The following is a 19,788-nucleotide window of genomic DNA, read 5'->3' on the forward strand; positions in this document are numbered from 1 at the left end:
CGCAGGTAGGGTGTGTGCCTTAGGCACGCACGATTCCTATTTCTTATGTTTTCAAGGCCGTCTGAAAAAATTAGTTAAAATCTTTTTCAGACGGCCTTCCGTTCTTTAACAATTTAAACTTGCTCATGGCGGTGCCCGTTTGTGGTTCGCCGAAGTTGACGAAGGCGACGGCGTTTACCAACTGATTGCCCAACTCGACCGCAACCATCACCACATCCGCCTTTGCTACGGCGACAACGGACTGCCGCACAGCGTTTACGACAGCAGCGGCAGGCAGTTCCAATTACATTTCTCCTCCATCCGCCTAAACGACAGCGACGAAGTATTCGATGCCGCTGCCGAACACGGCGTATTTGTCGGCAAAGACGACAATCTTTACGTCAACCGCCTAACCTCGGTTACCTTCAACAACCGCGAACTGGTGCGTTACGGCTACGACGGCTATGGCGATTTGACTGCTGTTTACGGCCGCGACGGCAAACGTCTGCGCGGTTTCGCCTACCGCAACCATATTATGATCGAGCACAACCAGCCCGACGGGTTGGTATCGCGTTACGAATACGACCGCTACGACACCGACGGCAAAGTGCTCAAAAGCCATACCAACCTCGGCGAAGCATGGACGTTCGACTACCGCGAGGGCTACACCCGCGTTACCGACGCATTGGGCAGGGAAGAGATTTACGGTTTCGACGAGAACTACGAAGAGATTTACCACATCGATGCCGACGGCCACCGCACCGATACGGAACGCGACGACTGGGGGCGGATTACCCTTCAACGCGACGAACTCGGCCGCGAAACCCGTTTTAGTTACGACACCTTCGGCAACGTTATCAGCATCACCGCGCCCGACGGCAGCCTCACCCAAATCGACTACCACGACACTTTAAACCTGCCGGTTGCCGTCAACGACCCCGCCGGCAGAATCACCGAATACGCCTACGACGGGCGCGGCAACCTGATTCAAGTTACCGACCCAGCCGGCCACTGCACCGGGTACACCTACAACGAACAATGGCTGCCCGCCACCATTACCGACGCACTGGGTAAAACCAAACAGCTCGAATACGATTCAGACGGCCAATTGATCCGCTATACCGATTGTTCCGGCCAAGCCACCCGTTTCAGCTACACCGAATACGGCGACCTCGAAACCGTTACCGACGCCCTCGGCCATACCACCCGCCACCATTACGACGCAGCCGGCAACCACATCCGCAGCGACTACCCCGACGGCAGCAGCGAAAGTTTCGAATACGACCGCATCAACCGCCTGATTGCCCATATCGACGGCCTCGGCACCAAAACCGAATACGAACTGGCGGTAGACGGCTTACCGGTCAAACGCACCAACGCCCTCGGCCATACTTTCGGCTACCGTTACGACCAAGCCCGCAGATTAACCGTCCTTACCAACGAAAACGGCGACAGCTACCGCCTCGATTACGACCACACCGACAACCTGATTCAAGAAACCGGCTGGGACGGCAAAATCACCGGCTACACCTACGATGCCGCCGGCCAACTGAGCGAACAAACCGAATACGGCCTTTCAGACGGCCTCAAAGCCGACCGCCCCGAAATTTGGCACATCCACCGCTTCAAACGCAATATCCTCGGCCAGCTGGTGGAAAAAACCAGCCGCCGCATCGACGGCACCCCCGTTCCCGCCGAAGAGGGCAAACACTACAGCCGCACCCGCTTCGACTACGATCCGTTGACCGGCAACCTGATCAAAGCCCGCAACCGCCACAGCAGCGTCGAACTCGTTTACGACGTACTCGACCAACTCGTTAGCGAAACCACCGTCCACAACGGCCAAAGCGCAACGGTAGGCTATCAATACGACCCGCTCGGCAACCGTACCCAAACCGTTCTTCCCGACGGCCGCAGCATCAATTATCTCTACTACGGCAGCGGCCACCTGCACCAAATCAACCTCGACGGCGAAGTCATCAGCGACATCGAACGCGACCGGCTGCATCAGGAAATCCAAAGAACCCAAGGCGCCTTAACCAGCCGCTTCGACTACGACCCGATGGGCCGTCTGAAACACCAAACCGCCACCGCCAACCGCACCTTGCAGCACAACGGCAAACTCAATACCCTGGTCGGCGGCGCAGTGCGCCGAAGCTACCGCTACGACCAAGCCGGCAACCTGATTCAGACCGCCGACCAACGCAGCGGCGTGTTGGATTACGTGTACGACAAACTCGGGCGGATTGAAAGCGCCGTCAACAAACAAACCGGCAGCCGCGAAAAGTTTGCTTTCGATCCGGCACACAATATCCTGTCGGATAAGGTTTCAGACGGCCTCAAAGACAAAGGCCTGTCTGAACACCTTTCAGACAGGCATCACACAGGCCGTCTGAAAGGCCGCAACATCGGCAAAGGCAACCGCCTCGAAGCATACAACGGTATCGAATACACCTACGATGCCTTGGGCAATATGATTTACCGCCAACTGCCGAATGGTGAAAGCCAATTCTTCCAATACGATACCGAAAACCAACTCGTACTGGTCGAGATTAAAAAGCCCAAAGGCAATACCGAGATATGGGAATACGCTTATGATCCGTTCGGCAGAAGACTGAGCAAAGAGCGTAAAGACAAATTGGCGTGGACGAGCACCGCACCGAAACGGACGCATTTCGTTTGGGACGGGGCGAGACTGCTTCAGGAATATACTTACAAAGGCAGCTATACCTACGTTTACACCGACCAAGATTCTTACGAGCCGCTGGCGCAAGTCTTTGATAATCACAAAGACCGACAACAATATCTTTTTTATTTCCACAACAATCAGATTGGCACGCCTCATGAGATGACCGATATCCACGGTAATTTACTGTGGTACGGCAGTTACTCGGCTTGGGGTTCGTTATCTTCGGAAAACAAAATCTATCCGAATATTCATCAGCCTTTCCGTTTGCAGAACCAGTATTTTGATGCTGAAACGGGGCTTCATTATAACTTCTTCCGTTACTATGAGCCGGATACTGGTCGGTTTGTGAATCAGGATCCGATCAGATTGGCAGGTGGTGATAACCTTTATCAATTTGCTCCTAATGTTTACTCTTGGGTTGATCCTCTTGGTTGGATTCCTAGGATGCCTACTTGGTTACCTACAAAACAAGGCTATCAGAGACAACATTTAATCCCTTACTCCTTGAGAAATCATCCTATTTTTGCAAATAGTGGTAGAAGCATACATGGAGCTACAAATATGATGTATCTCCCTGTAAATGTAGGAATTGATCCTAACCCCAAGCTAGGACTCCATCGAGGATGGACAATAGAACATAAACTATATAATGAAATGGTGGGACGACGATTAGATAACTTACAAAGGCTTGCGAAAAGAAATAAATGGAGTAACAAAAAAATTGCCGAGGAAGTGTTGAAATTACAGAGTGAATTAAGAAGGGGCTTTAAAACAGGTAAATATACGTGTGCTAGCCCAATTCAAAAGAAATAGTTTCAGAAAAGGAAAAAATATGAAATTTTACAATATATATTCTGCAGTTGATAATGAAGCTGCCTATGTAGATCTGAAGCAATCAGATATGGGTATTGATGATTTTATTGTTTATGATGAAGGCAGCTATCAGGAAGAAGCTATCTTTATTGCACAGGAAGGATATACTTTAAAAAATATATTTCAAACTGATTTCATCAAAACTATACCTAATATGCTTTTATTCTCTGAAAATTTTGTTAACAAACTATCTAAAAATTTAGAGAAAGAATTAGAGTTTTTCCCTGCAAAACTTAGAATTCAAAATAAAGAATTGAAATGCTTTTTAGCAAAGATAAAATTATCAGTTCCATTAGTTGACTTTGAAAAATCAAACTTTTATGAAGTTGATGGTGAGAAATTTATTGATTATCCTCCTGTTTTCCTTGAAAACATCCAAGGATTTGAATATTGTGCTAAAGAAAATTCTGATGACTTAATTTGGATTTTTACAGAAAAATTTAAAGATTTAGTTCTTGATAATGAGCTAAAAATAGAATTTTTACCTGTTTAAAATAAAATTAGAAAAATAGTTTGTGTGTAAAAGCAAATTGAGTTGAAACCAATATAAAGCAATCATGCCGTCTGAAAACTTTATCCGAAACTTTTTCAGACGGCATTTTCCTGTTTTTTAAAAAATTAACTTCTTTAAGAATAGCAACGACTAAATACAACCAGCCGCTACGACTACGACCCGATGGGCCGTCTGAAACACCAAACCGCCACCGCCAACCGCACTTTGCAGCACAACGGCAAATTCAATACCCTGGTCGGCGGCGCAGTGCGCCGAAGCTACCGCTACGACCAAGCCGGCAACCTGATTCAGACTGCCGACCAACGCAGCGGCGTATTGGATTACGTGTACGACAAACTCGGGCGGATTGAAAGCGCCGTCAACAAACAAACCGGCCACAGCGAAAAGTTCGCCTTCGACCCCGCGCACAATATCCTGTCGGATAAGGTTTCAGACGGCCTCAAAGATAAAGGCCTGTCTGAACACCTTTCAGACAGGCATCACACAGGCCGTCTGAAAGGCCGCAACATCGGCAAAGGCAACCGCCTCGAAGCATACAACGGTACCGAATACACCTACGTGTAAGAAATCCTCGCGTTGTTTACATAATCGTTCAACTATTGTTGCGACATGCCCAACTCGTCGGTAGCCTTAATCAGGCGGCGGTTTTCCCAGCCGTATTTATGGCCGATATGGACGGGCGGTTTAACAATATTACCGCTAGCATCCATATACGAACCGTCTTTTAATTTTGTATAACGTCCATAAACATCCTTCTGGGTCTGCGAGAGCAAAGACGGACGCGTTAAATTGGTTTTCGGCTTATTGGGATTATGGGCATATGTTCCATTCGCATTTCTATACACGCCGTTGGCATCAGGCTTGGCGCATTTACCTACGCCGCAATTTTGCGGTTTAGGCGGTTGCAGTCGAACCGGTTTAGGTGCCATTCCCGGCATTTTTACCTTCGGTCCCCGCCTGCTGCCCGTTGCCATAATTTCTAGTTGTTCATGCAATGGCCTCTTCAGATATTTCTGCGACCAAGCATCTATTTCCTCGTAACTCGGAATATCAAACTCAGGAGGCGATATTTGTTTTGGCCGATATGCCTCGGGAATAGATTTACCGGCATCTAGAGGCTCCAACCCACGCGGGTCTGACCATACTGCAGCGTTTGCTGCAAATTGGTAAAGGTTATCCCCGCCCCACAACCCGATCGGATCCTGCTGCGTAAACCGCCCGCAATGCGGATCGTAATAACGGAAGAAGTTGTAGTGCAGACCCGTCTCTGCATCCGCATACTGGTTCTGCAATCGGAACGGTTGATGCACGTCTTCTTTCAGGTTCGCACTCTCTCTCTGCATTATTCAGTTTACCCCAACCGCCGTATTCTCCGCGCCAAACAATGTTGCCCTCCGCGTCCGTCATCTCGCGCGGAATGCCGATTTGGTCGTTGTGGTAGTACAGAATCTGTCTGTCGGCTTTGCCGCCGTCCCGGTTGGCCGTCTGAACGATTTGTGCCAACGGTTCGTAGCTGCCCTGTTCGGTATAAACGTAAGTATAGGTCGCTTTATCGCCGTATTCCTGCAACAGGCGGCTGCCTTCCCATAGGAAACGGGTTTCCGTTTGGTTGTGGGCGTTCTGTTTGCTCACCCTTCTGCCCAAGGCGTCGTAGCGGTAGTGCCAGTGTTCAGACCGCCTTCCCTCTTGTTCGATACGTGCTTCTGTTAACTGGTTGTCGGCATCGTAGCGGTAATACTGGCTTTCGCCCGTGGCGTGGTTGTGGCGTTCGCTCAGGTTGCCCAGCGGGTCATAAACATAGTGGATGCCGTTATAGTCGGTGAGGCGGTTGCCGGCCACTTTGACACCGTCGCCGCTGATATTGTGGGCGGGGTCGAAGGCGAAGCGTTCGTCGCCGGCTCGGGTAATCCTGCCCAGCGGGTCGTAGGCGTAGTCTTTATTGCCGTGGTGTCGGTCTTCGGTTTGAACCAGATTGCCGTTGGTATCGTAATGGTAACGGCGTTTGATCAGGCCTTTCGGCTCGGTGGCTTTGCCGCCGGGTGCTTCGAGTTGTACCAGCTGTTCTTTCAGACGGCCTAAGGGGTCCGAAATCAGGCGGGTATGCAGTTTGCCGGCGCTTCTGGATACGGGGCGGTGCAGGTCGTCGCGCTCGATATCGGTAATGGTGTCGCCGTCGAGGTTGATGTGGTGCAGATGGCCGCTGCCATAATACAGGTAGTTGAGGGTCTCACCCGTCGGCAGGATGGTTTGGGTGCGGTTGCCGAGGATGTCGTAACGGTATTCGGTGACTTTTTCGCCTTCGCTGTTGTGCGGTTGCAGAATGTCGAGGCGGATGGGTTCGCTGAGGGGGCGGAACCGTTCTTTGCCGAGCAGGCTCTCGGCAATATGGAGTCTCTGCAATAAGCCTGTTTGAAGGCAGGCTTCATTCAGAATATCTTATAACCGATACCAGCCTGATTTCGGAATCATTGTCCTGTTTCCATGCGATTAGCGGGCGGGTGGCGGGCTGTATCTCTTGCAATGCTGACGTAAGCATTAGCCAGTGATTAAACGATTTGATGTTTTTATGTTTGGAAGTTATTTGTTTTAATTTTAGTATGTTACTATTACAAAACCAACCTGTTTCAATTAGTCTGCTTCTGAGCAATGCAGTGGCCTCTTCTGAAAAACCTATTAAGCTGAGAGAGTTTGCCAATTGGTTTTCCAAGGTATATTGTTTGAACTGGGTTAATGCCAAATTTGATTCTTGAGCGGAAAGCAGATTAAATTTGATGGTGCGGCTGATTTCGGCTTGCTTTTTGGGAATGTTTGGCGGAGAGAAAACCAGCCATGCCGTTTGTTCGGCAAAAGTACCATCATCCTTTTCATCGGCAATCATGGAAACAATCACGCTCAACTCCTCCTGAGGTTGCTCCGTCCATAGCGAAACAAAATCCAAGTCATTATGGCCGATATTGGTCAAATAGATTTCTACTTTATCCTCATAAGGTTCAGTTAGTGTGCCAAACAGGGGCCATTGCTCCTGAAGTATGTCCATTGCGAGAGTGGAATCTGCCACAGCAACATAAACCGTTATCTTTTTATGTTGCGACTGTTTAAATAAGGCCTCAAATTTCTTTGTAAAAAAAGCGAGACTGTAAGCGTATTTTTGTGGCGAGTCGTCTGAAAGCGCATAATCCGATTCCACTACGGCAATTTTTTTTCCGGCCCATTGCGTCCACTGCTGACGGATATTCTGTTTTTCGTTTTCCCATGCCTGGTATGCAACTGTTTTGTTGGTTTCGGCGACAACCATGATCGAAAAGCCCAGCAGCCATAAAGCAAAGGGAAACGATCCCGATAAAACCAACATTGTCGTGCCGATTTTCAGTTTGTGCCAAAACAGCCAAACGGCTGGCAGCCACAACAGGTAAACCACTATCAGCCCGAACAGCCAGGCAAATATGCTGTTCCATTTGGTTTTTTGTGGCTTTTTAAATAAGTCGGGAATATCGGGAATCGGCCAAGGCATATTTTTCCTTTGTAATCAAAGTGAGAATAAGAAAGAAGGGGCGAATCCATCCGAAACTTTCGTCAGCCCCGCACCGGTTCAATCCTGCAATGCCAAACGGGTGGGATCCAGTATGATTTTTTCCTCAACCCCTTCCGCCGTCAGATAAACATCCAATTCGTCGTACTTCTTGTCGAAATCGGCCTGAAAGGTAATCGGTTTGCCGTACGCGGCCATTTTTTCAAAGGCGGCCATAATTGCTTTTTTATCAAATTCCATCACATATGAGGCTTTGCTGCCATCAGCCTGTTTAATAATAAATATTATTGCTTCTGGCACAGGGGCATCGCGGAACCGCCCGACTTCTTCTTTCGGGGTCAGCAAAAACTCCCCGTTGACATAATTGGCGTCGTAATCGGTTAACACATTGGGGCGGTTAACGGCCAGCCGCCATCGATAGGTTTTAAAGAAGCGGTTCCAATAGGCGGGGTCGTTGGGCGGCGGGGTTTCTTTCAATGCCGCTATCGATTCTTGATGCACTTCGTTTTTATCTTCAAAAAAATGTTTTTTGGCATCGTCCACATACTGCCGTCTCGGTTCCACATCGGAAACCATCTCGGGATAGCCGCCTATCCCGCGGGCAAAGCGTTCCCAATCGGTATCGGTTTTTTGTGCTTGGTATTGGCCGATAAAGCGAACCTGCCACCCGCCCAGATACACAAACACCTGCCCGGTAGGGACGGCATTGATGATAAATTGGTCAAAAGGGCATCTGGCCTCGCTGTTCTTTTCTCTGATGCTGATATAGTCACACTGCTTAAACAGCTCGGTCAGCCGCTCTTTGGGCATCGCAAACTTACCCTGCCAAAACTGGTTGTCCAGCGGATTGAACCAAAGGATATGCAGGGTGCTCGGTACCGGGAAGTAGTCGTTAGGCGAACTTTGGCTTCCAAAACCTAAACTGGCTCCCCCACTGTTACCGCCAAAATGAATGATCAGTTCGCCCTTTTCATCGGTAAAGTAGGTGTCGGCAAAGCTATGTTTGGCTTCATAAAATTTACTGATGTAAACCTGATAACGTACCCAATCTTTCTGTTTCCAATACTGCATAAACCACCGTCCTGTTATTGATAATAAAACGACAACCGCCAATCCGATTGATATTTTTGCAATCCTTCCCATCAGCGGTATCCTTCGGTTACTTTGGGGCGTACCGGCCTCATCGGGTTGGGCTTGCCGTTTGAACCGCGCTCTTTGGCTTTCGGGGTGCCGGCATTGGGGTTGAAGGGTTTGTCGGTAGCGTCCAACGAAATATATGAACAGCGGTGGTTAATCTTTCTCATCTTATTGTCTCTTGAAGGTATGCAGGCCGCCTGAAATATGTTCAGACAGCCCCGCACCGGTTCAATCCCGCAATGCCAAACGGGTGGGATCCAGTATGATTTTTTCCTCAACCCCTTCCGCCGTCAGATAAACATCCAATTCGTCGTACTTCTTGTCGAAATCGGCCTGAAAGGTAATCGGTTTGCCGTGCGCGGCCATTTTTTCAAAGGCGGCCATAATTGCTTTTTCATCAAATTCCATCACATAGCTGCTCGGAATGCCAATGCCGTCGGATTTTTTAACAAAAAACACCACACGGTACGGTACGGGAGCATCGCGGAACCGCCCGACTTCTTCTTTCGGGGTCAGCAAAAACTCCCCGTTGACATAATTGGCATCGTAATCGGTTAACATATTGGGGCGGTTAACGGCCAGCCGCCATCGATAGGTTTTAAAGAAGCGGTTCCAATAGGCGGGGTCGTTGGGCGGCGGGGTTTCTTTCAATGCCGCTATCGATTCTTGATGCACTTCGTTTTTATCTTCAAAAAAATGTTTTTTGGCATCGTCCACATACTGCCGTCTCGGTTCCACATCGGAAACCATCTCGGGATAGCCGCCTATCCCGCGGGCAAAGCGTTCCCAATCGGTATCGGTTTTTTGTGCTTGGTATTGGCCGATAAAGCGGATCTGCGCTCCGCCCAGATACACAAACACCTGTCCGGTAGGGACGGCATTGATGATAAATTTATAAAAAGGGCATCTGGCCTCGCTGTTCTTTTCTCTGATGCTGATATAGTCACACTGCTTAAACAGCTCGGTCAGCCGCTCTTTGGGCATCGCAAACTTTCCCTGCCAAAACTGGTTGTCCAGCGGATTGAACCAAAGGATATGCAGGGTGCTCGGTACCGGGAAGTAGTCGTTAGGCGAACTTTGGCTTCCAAAACCTAAACTGGCTCCCCCACTGTTACCGCCAAAATGAATGATCAGTTCGCCCTTTTCATCGGTAAAGTAGGTGTCGGCAAAGCTATGTTTGGCTTCATAAAATTTACTGATATAAACCTGATAACGTACCCAATCTTTCTGTTCCCAATACTGCATAAACCACCGTCCTGTTATTGATAATAAAACGACAACCGCCAATCCGATTGATATTTTTGCAATCCTTCCCATCAGCGGTATCCTTCGGTTACTTTGGGGCGTACCGGCCTCATCGGGTTGGGCTTGCCGTTTGAACCGCGCTCTTTGGCTTTCGGGGTGCCGGCATTGGGGTTGAAGGGTTTGTCGGTAGCGTCCAACGAAATATATGAACAGCGGTGGTTAATCTTTCTCATCTTATTGTCTCTTGAAGGTATGCAGGCCGCCTGAAATATGTTCAGACAGCCCCGCACCGGTTCAATCCCGCAATGCCAAACGGGTGGGATCCAGTATGATTTTCTCCTCAACACCTTCCGCCGTCAGATAAACATCCAATTCGTCGTACTTCTTGTCGAAATCGGCCTGAAAGGTAATCGGTTTGCCGTACGCGGCCATTTTTTCAAAGGCGGCCATAATTGCTTTTTCATCAAATTCCATCACATAGCTGCTCGGAATGCCGTCGGATTTTTTAACAAAAAACACCACACGGTACGGTACGGGAGCATCGCGGAACCGCCCGACTTCTTCTTTCGGGGTCAGCAAAAACTCCCCGTTGACATAATTGGCGTCGTAATCGGTTAACACATTGGGACGGTTAACGGCCAGCCGCCATCGATAGGTTTTAAAGAAGCGGTTCCAATAGGCGGGGTCGTTGGGCGGCGGGGTTTCTTTCAATGCCGCTATCGATTCTTGATGCACTTCGTTTTTATCTTCAAAAAAATGTTTTTTGGCATCGTCCACATACTGCCGTCTCGGTTCCACATCGGAAACCATCTCGGGATAGCCGCCTATCCCGCGGGCAAAGCGTTCCCAATCGGTATCGGTTTTTTGTGCTTGGTATTGGCCGATAAAGCGGATCTGCGCTCCGCCCAGATACACAAACACCTGTCCGGTAGGGACGGCATTGATGATAAATTTATAAAAAGGGCATCTGGCCTCGCTGTTCTTTTCTCTGATGCTGATATAGTCACACTGCTTAAACAGCTCGGTCAGCCGCTCTTTGGGCATCGCAAACTTACCCCGCCAAAACTGGTTGTCCAGCGGATTGAACCAAAGGATATGCAGGGTGCTCGGTACCGGGAAGTAGTCATTGGGTGCGCTTTGTGCGCCTTCACCCAGTACATCGCCATCGCTGTGTCCGCCGTAGTGAATAATCAGCTCGCCTTTTTCATCGGTTAAGTATGAGTCGGCAAAGCTGAGTTGTGCCCCATAAAATTGACCGACATACACCTGATAACGTACCCAATCTTTCTGTTCCCAATACTGCATAAACCACCGTCCTGTTATTGATAATAAAACGACAACCGCCAATCCGATTGATATTTTTGCAATCCTTCCCATCAGCGGTATCCTTCCGTGACTTTGGGGCGTACCGGCCTCATCGGGTTGGGTTTGCCGTTTGGGCTGTGCTCTTTGGCTTTCGGGGTGCCGGCATTGGGGTTGAAGGGTTTGTCGGTAGCGTCCAACGAAATATGGATAAAGCCGGCGTATAGCTGCTTCATTTCCTCCGGCGGCAGCAGCGGCACACTGAAATCCAAGCCGTTTTGCCGGTAATTGGCCTGAACATAGGCGTCGGCCAGGCGGTAAAACTTATCCAATACGGGTACGGCCTGCATTTCCCGAATCCGTTTATCCAACTGGGAGTCTGTTTTTTTGGTAAAACCGGCTTCTTTAACCATCAGCGACTGCATAATGGCGGCCGTCACAAACTGGTAATCGATTTTAACGTTGCGGCGGCTGCCGGTTACATTTTCGTTAACATTGAAATCACTGACATAATGATGACGGAATTTCAACTGCGCTTCGGTGAAATAGCCTTTTTCCAGATACCATTTATAGTAAATATGCTTGTCTGAAGTGCGGTTAATGTCTTTGTTGCTGAGCAGCAGATCCACATCGTGGTGCGGCTCGTAATAGCCGCCGCCCACATCGGAGTGCGCTCCGGGAAAACTGCATTCGAAGCCGCGCCCGTCTTTGACCGCCCCTTTGATGGAGGTAAGCGGGAAATGGTAGCGGTAGTCGTTTTGCGCGGTAAAATGCACGATGCGGCGGATGCCTTCGGGCGCGCCGACATCCAGCTTGAATTCTTTCACATCGTTGTAATGGTCTGTCCCCACCGAAGAAACGGTGTCGAACAGCCCGACAAAATTGATGGTAAAGCGTTTTCCCGAACCTTTCTCCGCCTGCCGTATTTTATGGCAGAAATAGCGGGCATAGGCCGCACCCCGGCTGAAGCCGTATACGTTCAGACTGGCCAGTGTGGTCTCGTTTTCTCCCATAATATCAAAAACCGCCCGAACCGCCTCATCCACCCGCATCCCTATCCCGCTGCCGCCGCCGGCGGCACCCAGCCCGGGCATAGACTGGTCCTCTTTACCCCGGAAGGTACCCGCCCCTTCGATATAGACGGTTTGGTGTTTCCTCGGCTTTTTTTTGTGTGACAAATACAGCATGGCCACATTGGAATAGTAGTTGTTGTAGCTCACGCTTTTGCGCAGCGTATCGGGTTGGCGTTTGAACGGGCCGCTTCTGCGGTTGGCTTCGGTATTGAAATAATTGTTGCCGGTGCCGTCGAAATAAACGCTGATGGTCAGGGGTTTGAGGGTAACCTGCACCTTGGTGTTCGGAGGCGGATTGGTGGTTGCACTGCCTAACACTTTCTCTTTGGGTTTTTCAATGGGGAGCATAATTGATCCTTTGCACTTAATCGTCGAAATCTGTCAGAATGTCCAAACCTTCCCTGTCCATACCGCTGTCGATACGGACAGTCATGCCGTTTTCATCGGTGATACCGCGATAAATTTCGCCGGTGGAAGAAACCATTTTATATGGGAAGCCTGCCATTGGATTGCCTTCGTCATCCAATAACAGGAAAGCTTCGTTATTGCTTTTTGAAAATTCAGGTAGCGGTGTCATGATTGTATTCGGTCCCGTTACTTGGAAACCGGCACACCTTATCCTTACCGTCTGTGGACAACCCAGTTCGATATTGCCGTCTTTAATCTTGATATACGCCCCGCCGCTGGTGAGCAGGATTTCGTCTTTAGCTGCCACGGTTACTCTCCCCGCGCTGCTGGTAAGGGTTGCGTCTTTCAATGCATTGACCCGCATTTCATCATTTTGCGCCTGAATTTCCACCGCCCCTTGGTTGGCCTGGATTTTCATACCGCCGTTTTGGGCAAACAAATTGAGGCTGTGCCGTGCGTGCGCGGTAAAGTTGTTACCGCTGCTGATATTCGTATCGCCGCCGCTGATGAGGTGGAAGTGCTCCCCTGCGGTATGCAGTTGGCTCTTCAGGGTGGCGGAGGCGATGCCGTCGGGCGCGCTTTGGACAATGGCGGCACCTTTGAGGTCGGTGTATGCCTGTTTCAGACGGCCTTCGGTTGCCGCAACGGCGGTAGATTCGTTTTGGGCGGTCAGTGCGGCTTTGTTCAGGCTTTTGGCTAAGGCTAAGGCCTGTTCCAACTGGCGTATGGTGTTGTCCATGTCCAGCACGTTCCCCTCCGCACGGCTTTGGCCGTCTGAAGAAATCAACAGTCCCTTAGCGGCGCGCAGTACGCCCCAGCTGTCGGTACGCAGCTCGAAGCCTTCGCCGTTGTCGCCGCGTTTTTGGCGTTGGCTGTCGACGATATGGCCGAGGTTGAGCTGGGTTTTACCGTATTCGGTCGCCAGCTTAATGTGTTCCTGACCCTGTTTGTCTTCCATCCGCAGTTTGTTGTTCGCCCAGGTGCGGATGACGTTGCGGGTGTTCCAATCGGCGGGAACATGGTCGGGGTGGGAACTGTCGTGCATCACCCCGCTGATGTAGGGTCGGTCGGGATTACCCTGCACGAACGACAGCATCACTTCGGTACCTTCGTGCAGCGGAAAGTGTTGGCCGTAGTCGGGGCCGGCATAGGGTTTGGCTAAGCGGATGGGACGGCTTTCTCCGCCCGGGCTCCATTCGTCGAGGTCGAACGGCAGCTTTACTCGGTAGCGCCCCATCTCGTCGATATAGGCATAAGTGTAGTTGCCGGGGCTGGTGATGCGGGCGGGCAAGGTACCGCTGATACTCGGCCGGGGCGTGCCCCGTTGGGGGCGGAATACGGTTTGTGCGGGGATGGCGGTGAAGTGGTGGCTGTATGCTTGGTCGCGGCTGCCGCGGTGAGAGACGGACAGCACCAGCCAGCCGTCGGGCGCCTCATGAAAGGCGGGAGAAGTTTGAAACACCTTACCGGGGCATAGCGCGGTCACATTGCCGCTGCCGTCCGCCTCGATCCGACGGCACAGATTGAGCTGCTGCAACAGGCCTGTCTGAAGGGCGGCCTCGTCGGGCGACTTTTGATGCAGCCCCCAAAAGGAGTCGGAGCCGAGCAAAACCGAAGCATCGTCGGCCCGGTTGAACTCCTGGTGGGCCAAATCGGTATCGGCATCACGGTAATTGTAGTCGCCGACGCGTACGGATTGCACAATCGGATTGTGTTTGACCCGCAAATCGAATACCGCCTCCTCGCTGGCGCTCTCCAATCCGGCATGAGGGCGGAAGGGGTAGGGCGGCACCTTATCCCTTAGATAATGGGCGGGGGCATCGCCGAACACCACCACATCCCTGTGCTGCCCGGATTGCTCGAAGACAAACCAAATGCCTTCCTCCTCGCATAAGCGGCAGATAAAGTCGAGATCGCTTTCCTGGTATTGGGTGACATACTCGCGTACCCCGTAAGAACGGCTTTGGTTGAAGCGGAAATCGACGCCGGAGAAACCGCGGTGTTTCAAAACCGCGGCAATGATGTCGGGTACGGACTGGTTTTGAAACAGTCGTGAAGCGCGGTGGTGGGCGAGTGCGGCCAGTCGCGGCGCCATGATCAGCCGGTAGAGCGTTTCATCGTTGGATACGGACAGTTTCTCGCAGGAAGTGACGATACCGTTCCAGAGTTTGAGCGGTTCGGGCGCATACATCGGGTTGAGATTGGCGAGGGTTCCGGCTTCGGGGAGGACGGAGAATCGCAGCTGTTGGTTGATATAGGAAGAGAGGGGTAAATCGGCATCGGGAGAAGAGAACCAGACTTCGATCCGGTATGGCCGGTTGACGGTTTCGGTAGCGTCGAATCGTGAAACGGAGAGCTCGGGCGAGAATCGGGAGAAGTCGAGATGGTAGGCTTGGGTGCGCATGGGGATTCCGGTAACCAAGGAGGTAAAGAGATGACGGAAGGTTAGCCTAAAGGGGCGGTTTTGCCAAGTGTGCGGATGCCGGTTTGAAAAGGCGGAGGGGGTGGGAAGTTGAAGGAAATAAAAGGTTTCAGACAGGATTTGGCCTGTCTGAAACCTTAATTTAAATATGTTGTGGATGTTTTATCGCACAAGTGCTATCTTGAAGTGATACTTAGAAATATTTGCGATTTATGAATAGCATTGCCAAGACTATGATATAGATAAAACCGCTTATTTCTTTAAAGTAAGAAAGAAGCGGTTTAGGTTTGATAAGTGGATTATTTTTTTTCTTTGGGCATTTGAGAAACCAAGGAGAGGTTGACGTCTAGGCCTTCAATTTGGAAGTGGGGGCGAGCATACAGACGTACCTTGAAGAAGCCGGGATTATCTTCAATATCTTCTACGGTTACTTTCGCCTCGCGCAGAGGATGAGTAGCTTGCAATTCATCACTTGGGTCGGTCATTTCGGTAACCAAAGTGTTAATCCAAGTGTTTAGTTCCAGCTCCAGCATGCGGCGGTCTTTGGTCGTGCCGATATTTTCACGCTGAATTAGTTTTAGATAGTGTGCTAAACGCGACAGCAGGAAAACGTAAGGTAGACGTGCATTGATACGGCTGTTTGCTGTTGCTTCTTTAGTTTCATAGAGTGCTGGTTTTTGAGTAGAGTTTGCTGAGAAAAAGCAGGCATAATCACGGTTTTTGTAGAATGACATTGGGATAAAACCCAGATTGGCAAATTCAAATTCACGGGTTTCCGGAATCAATACCTCTGTCGGAATTTTTACCTGATTACCAGTGCCCAAGTCATACATGTGAATCGGCAAATCTTCAACTAAACCTCCTGCCTGCGGACCGCGGATTTGGACACACCAGCCGTTATTGACAAAACTGCGTACCATGTTAGCGGCAAAGGCAAAAGAAGCGTTAGCCCAGAGATAACGTTCGTGGTCTCCGCCTTTGACTTGCTCTTCGTAGTTGAAGCTGCGTACTGGTACGGTATCGCTACCGTAGGGTAAACGTGCCAAGAATCGAGGCAATGTCAGACCGATGTAGCGAGCATCATCCGAATCACGGAATCCTTTCCATTTAATGTATTCGGCACGATCTAAATAGTTTACGAGATCTTTAATCGCGGCAACTTCTTCCATACTGTCTTTGCCAAAGAAGGCGGGACCAACGGAACCGATGAAAGGCATATGTGCAGAGGCTGAAACGCGTGAAATATTGCGCAACAAGGCAATATCTTGAGGATTACGGCCAAACTCGTAGTTGGAAATAATAGCGCCAATGGGTTCACCACCTGGGGTATCATATTCGCTGATATAGGTATGGCGATATAATCCACTTTGGATGATTTCAGCTGAGTCTTCAAAGTCTTGGATTAAGTCTTCTTTAGTAACATCTAAAATTTCGATTTTGACATTGCGGCGAAAATCGGTTCGGTCTACCAAGAATTTTAAACCGCGCCAAGCGGATTCAATTTCTTGGAATTTTTCGTGATGTAAAATTTCGTCTAATTGGCGGCCGATTTGCTCATCTAAACGGGCGATATGGAAGTCCAGTAAGCTTTTGTCTAAGCGTTCCACTTTTTGAGAGGACTCTTGAATCATTTTCAAAAATACGCTGACAGCAGCAGTAATACGTTCATCAGCTGATGATTCGGACATTTTTTCATTGCTTTGGAATGCTTCAATATCAATTACTGAGTTGACGGTATTTAAGTTGATTTTTTTGCATAAGCTTTCGTAAACACTTGTACCAGCTTCTTTTTCAATAACGGTACTGTGTGATACTTTTTGACTCTTTTGCATTTAGTTGTTTCCTTATTTTAAGATATGCTGGTTAGTTAAGGTTTGACAACAGGGGCCACTTTTTCTAATTGGCTACGTAATTCGTCAGAAAGGTCTTTGTCTTGCAAGATGGCTTCCAATTCACGGCGGAAGCCCGCATCATCAAGTAAGTTGGATTTTAGATCACGCAACAGATTGCGCATGGCCAAGAGCGCACGCAATTCAGGCACACTACGGGCGATAGTTTCTGGGTGAAAATCATTCATAGATTTGAAGTCTAATTTGACATGTAAATCATCGTTGCTATTTGAAATGGTATTTCTAACCGCTAAATCTAATTTGGGGTTAAAATCAGATAAAACCGAATCGAAATTATTTTTGTCGATATTTATCTTTTCTCTTTCGGATAATGGGCGATGCTCTTGCCCGCTGCTATAATCGCCAGTTACCAGTAATTTAAGCGGGAGCTCAACCTTTTTTTGTGCCCCTCCGGTATGTAAATCTAATTTGATATTAATACGTGCTGGTGGTACTTCGTTTTGAAAACTTTTGCTCATTGTTTATCCTAAATTCTAATCGTTTATCAAAATAGCCCTGTTGTCTGGCTGGAAAGGTTTACCCTTTATAAATTTAAAGTAGGGATTCAATAGTGAACCTAAAATATGAGCCGGTAGTGAACTTGGCTTATTGATTTAATATTAAGCTGCTGCTTAACTATATTGGCAGTATAAATGTTACGATATACTGCTGTCTACGGTGTTTAATTGAGTGATATATGAAAGTAAGATATAGTGAAAATTTATAAGCCTTTATGGGAAGAAGGAATTTTACTGTCGCCACAGCATTTCCAGCAACAAAATCGATTTGAAGAATATGTTATTTCTTCTGTAATCAAAATGGGTGGCAGCTTCCAATGGGGGATATTCTCTAGAATGCTGGATGAGAAAGCGCTAGAGTTGGGCTCCGTGAAGCTGGATACTTTTCAATTGTGCATGCCTGATGGCACTTTTATAGATACTTATTTGTTTGGCAGTTATATTTCTTCTCGGGATTTGCAAGATATTCCAACGGAAAAAAGTCAGGTTTTAGTTTATCTTGGTTTACCGAGATGGCAGAACAATACATCAAATTTAGCTGATACTGGTGATGTGCTAGGTAATCCAAGGCGTTTTACGAAGCAGTTCGAAGTAGTATCTGATATTTTCTCCAGTGAAGAAACAGAGTTGGCAGTAGAGCGGTATAATTTACAATTGCGCTTTGAATTTGAAAATAATGAAAATTATATCTTATGTCCTGTCACACGGTTGATTCGTAATGAGCGTGGCCAGTTTGTTTTTGATGTGAATTATATACCACCGTTGTTGACCATTATGGCATCTGATTGGTTGGTGGACTATGTGAGGCGCTTAAATGGGCTGATTTTGTCTCGTATTGATAGTTTGTCGGCTAGACGCCGGGCGCGTGGCGCTGATTTAGTTGATTTCTCGGTATCAGATTCTATTTTATTTTGGTTTCTGCATGGTTTAAATAGTATTTTTCCTGAGTTGGAGCATTTGTCTAAGCACCCCGAACATCATCCCGAGGACTTATATCGCTTACTCATACGTTTACTGGGTATGTTGTACACTTTTCGGGTGGATTCTTCTGTTGTGGATGTAGATGACTATGATCATTATGATTTGTATGGAACATTCAGTAGGCTTGAAAATAAAATTCGCAATTTATTGGATGAGGTAATTCCGTCACCCGTTATAGAGCTTAGCTTGGAACACATAAAAACCACTCAGTGGCGTGCGCAGATTTTTGATAGCCGGATTGATGAAAAGGCGGAGTTTTATTTGTCGGCGCATTCTGATGCAATATCTTTCCTTGATTTGCAGAGGCAACTTCCTTTGGTAAGTAAAATAGGTGCGCCAGACGAAGTCGAGAGGGTAATTAATACGGCAGTTATAGGTGTACCTTTACAGTTGTTAAATCAAACTCCTCCGGGATTGCCATTCAGAATGGATAATGTGTATTTTAAATTAGATAAGCATCATCCTGCATTCAAACGAATGATGCAGGCTCAAGCTTGTAGTATCTATATGCCAGCTTCTATTGCGCGTTTGCAATTAAGTCTTTATGCTATTGTGAGTGTATGAAAAATGAATCAGATGTTAATCAGAGGTAGTTTGCTTGATACGGCATTGGTTGTGTCTGCTTTGTCTTTTGGTGCCCAGCCGGAACATTCGGTTTCTTGGTACGAGTATTGTAAAAATTTGGTTATTCAGCTCAAACAAAGTTTGGCTGAGGGGGATTATGCTGAAAGTGAGATAGAACAAATATCTTATGCACAATGTGCACTTTTAGATGAAGCTGCTCTGAAGTTTTTAAAAGGGGCTGATCGTGATGTATGGGAAATGGAACCGCTACAGGTACACTTTTTTCAGACGTATAATGCTGGGGATGTGTTGTGCAACCGGATTGAAGAATTATCCAAATCGCCCTCACCCAATCCTAGATTGGCTGAAGCATATTTAAGTATTATGAATTTAGGTTTTAGAGGACGTTATGTGTTGGATGAGGCTGAAGCAGATCGGTGGCGTGAGCAGTTAGCTAAGTTTGTACCGGTTGAGTTGAGTGTAGACAAGACATCTGATGGTTATTTCTTTTTTATTGATAAAAAAGGAACTCCTATTAAAAATAGTATTAGAGTTAACCCGACATGGGTCTTTATTGGCTGTACCTTTTTTGCTGTTTGTGTTTATCTGATATTTAATTATTATCTTGATAATTTGGCTCAAAGTCTTCAAATAAAAGCGTAAAT

The 19,788-nt window shown here is 48.2% G+C and carries 17 protein-coding genes; 5 read left to right on the forward strand and 12 right to left on the reverse strand.

Annotated features, from left to right (window positions below; genetic code table 11):
- Nucleotides 1-139: 139 nt before the first annotated feature.
- The 3 genes from EL143_RS12660 to EL143_RS04310 all read left to right on the forward strand — a co-directional run bounded on the left by EL143_RS12660 (nt 140) and on the right by EL143_RS04310 (nt 4,619).
- Nucleotides 140-3,481, forward strand: coding sequence for an RHS repeat-associated core domain-containing protein (locus EL143_RS12660; protein ID WP_126326594.1), 3,342 nt, complete (start codon nt 140-142; stop codon nt 3,479-3,481).
- Nucleotides 3,482-3,500: 19 nt separating this feature from the next.
- Nucleotides 3,501-4,034, forward strand: coding sequence for a hypothetical protein (locus EL143_RS04305; RefSeq protein ID WP_085417517.1), 534 nt, complete (start codon nt 3,501-3,503; stop codon nt 4,032-4,034).
- Nucleotides 4,035-4,217: 183 nt separating this feature from the next.
- Nucleotides 4,218-4,619 (forward strand): hypothetical protein, encoded by a 402-nt coding sequence (locus tag EL143_RS04310; protein ID WP_232001344.1) that lies wholly within the window; start codon nt 4,218-4,220, stop codon nt 4,617-4,619.
- A 32-nt stretch (nt 4,620-4,651) separates the two neighbouring features.
- On the opposite strand, the gene EL143_RS04315 is transcribed toward EL143_RS04310, so the two are convergent.
- From EL143_RS04315 to tssB, 12 genes are all read right to left on the reverse strand, one after another.
- Nucleotides 4,652-5,347, reverse strand: a complete 696-nt coding sequence (locus tag EL143_RS04315) for an RHS repeat domain-containing protein (RefSeq protein WP_232001345.1) — start codon at nt 5,345-5,347, stop codon at nt 4,652-4,654.
- Nucleotides 5,229-6,455 carry an RHS domain-containing protein gene (locus EL143_RS12665; RefSeq protein WP_232001347.1) on the reverse strand — a complete coding sequence of 409 codons (1,227 nt, stop codon included), beginning with the start codon at nt 6,453-6,455 and terminating at the stop codon, nt 5,229-5,231. The genes EL143_RS04315 and EL143_RS12665 overlap by 119 nt, the downstream gene beginning before the upstream one ends.
- A gap of 22 nt (nt 6,456-6,477) precedes the next feature.
- The gene (locus EL143_RS04325) at nt 6,478-7,566 is read right to left on the reverse strand and encodes a hypothetical protein (RefSeq protein ID WP_085417586.1); all 1,089 of its coding nucleotides are present in this window, start codon (nt 7,564-7,566) and stop codon (nt 6,478-6,480) included.
- Nucleotides 7,567-7,644: 78 nt separating this feature from the next.
- Complete coding sequence (locus tag EL143_RS04330) at nt 7,645-8,655, reverse strand: DUF2931 family protein (protein ID WP_170162406.1); 1,011 nt, start codon at nt 8,653-8,655, stop codon at nt 7,645-7,647.
- Nucleotides 8,656-8,726: 71 nt separating this feature from the next.
- Entirely contained in the window at nt 8,727-8,888 is a 162-nt protein-coding gene (locus EL143_RS12270; protein ID WP_158087853.1) for a hypothetical protein, read from the reverse strand.
- 61 nt (nt 8,889-8,949) lie between these two features.
- Complete coding sequence (locus tag EL143_RS04335; protein WP_170162407.1) at nt 8,950-9,966, reverse strand: DUF2931 family protein; 1,017 nt, start codon at nt 9,964-9,966, stop codon at nt 8,950-8,952.
- Between the two features lie 71 nt (nt 9,967-10,037).
- Entirely contained in the window at nt 10,038-10,199 is a 162-nt protein-coding gene (locus EL143_RS12275; protein WP_158087853.1) for a hypothetical protein, read from the reverse strand.
- Nucleotides 10,200-10,260: 61 nt separating this feature from the next.
- Nucleotides 10,261-11,271, reverse strand: a complete 1,011-nt coding sequence (locus EL143_RS04340) for a DUF2931 family protein (RefSeq protein WP_170162408.1) — start codon at nt 11,269-11,271, stop codon at nt 10,261-10,263.
- A gap of 71 nt (nt 11,272-11,342) precedes the next feature.
- On the reverse strand, nt 11,343-12,689 hold the full coding sequence (locus EL143_RS04345) for a phospholipase effector Tle1 domain-containing protein (protein ID WP_085417582.1): 1,347 nt from the start codon (nt 12,687-12,689) through the stop codon (nt 11,343-11,345).
- Nucleotides 12,690-12,705: 16 nt separating this feature from the next.
- The gene (locus EL143_RS04350; RefSeq protein WP_126326602.1) at nt 12,706-15,153 is read right to left on the reverse strand and encodes a type VI secretion system Vgr family protein; all 2,448 of its coding nucleotides are present in this window, start codon (nt 15,151-15,153) and stop codon (nt 12,706-12,708) included.
- Nucleotides 15,154-15,470: 317 nt separating this feature from the next.
- Nucleotides 15,471-17,003, reverse strand: coding sequence for a type VI secretion system contractile sheath large subunit (gene tssC / locus EL143_RS04355; RefSeq protein ID WP_085417558.1), 1,533 nt, complete (start codon nt 17,001-17,003; stop codon nt 15,471-15,473).
- A 35-nt stretch (nt 17,004-17,038) separates the two neighbouring features.
- On the reverse strand, nt 17,039-17,539 hold the full coding sequence (gene tssB, locus EL143_RS04360) for a type VI secretion system contractile sheath small subunit (RefSeq protein WP_085417559.1): 501 nt from the start codon (nt 17,537-17,539) through the stop codon (nt 17,039-17,041).
- Nucleotides 17,540-17,773: 234 nt separating this feature from the next.
- Between tssB and tssK the strand changes: the two genes are divergently transcribed.
- Nucleotides 17,774-19,123 (forward strand): type VI secretion system baseplate subunit TssK, encoded by a 1,350-nt coding sequence (gene tssK, locus EL143_RS04365; protein WP_085417560.1) that lies wholly within the window; start codon nt 17,774-17,776, stop codon nt 19,121-19,123.
- Nucleotides 19,124-19,126: 3 nt separating this feature from the next.
- Nucleotides 19,127-19,786: a DotU/TssL family secretion system protein gene (locus tag EL143_RS04370; protein WP_085417561.1), complete on the forward strand. Its 660-nt coding sequence runs from the start codon at nt 19,127-19,129 to the stop codon at nt 19,784-19,786.
- The last annotated feature ends 2 nt before the right edge of the window (nt 19,787-19,788 follow it).

The organism is Neisseria canis (genome assembly GCF_900636765.1).
Taxonomy (GTDB): Bacteria; Pseudomonadota; Gammaproteobacteria; order Burkholderiales; family Neisseriaceae; genus Neisseria; species Neisseria canis.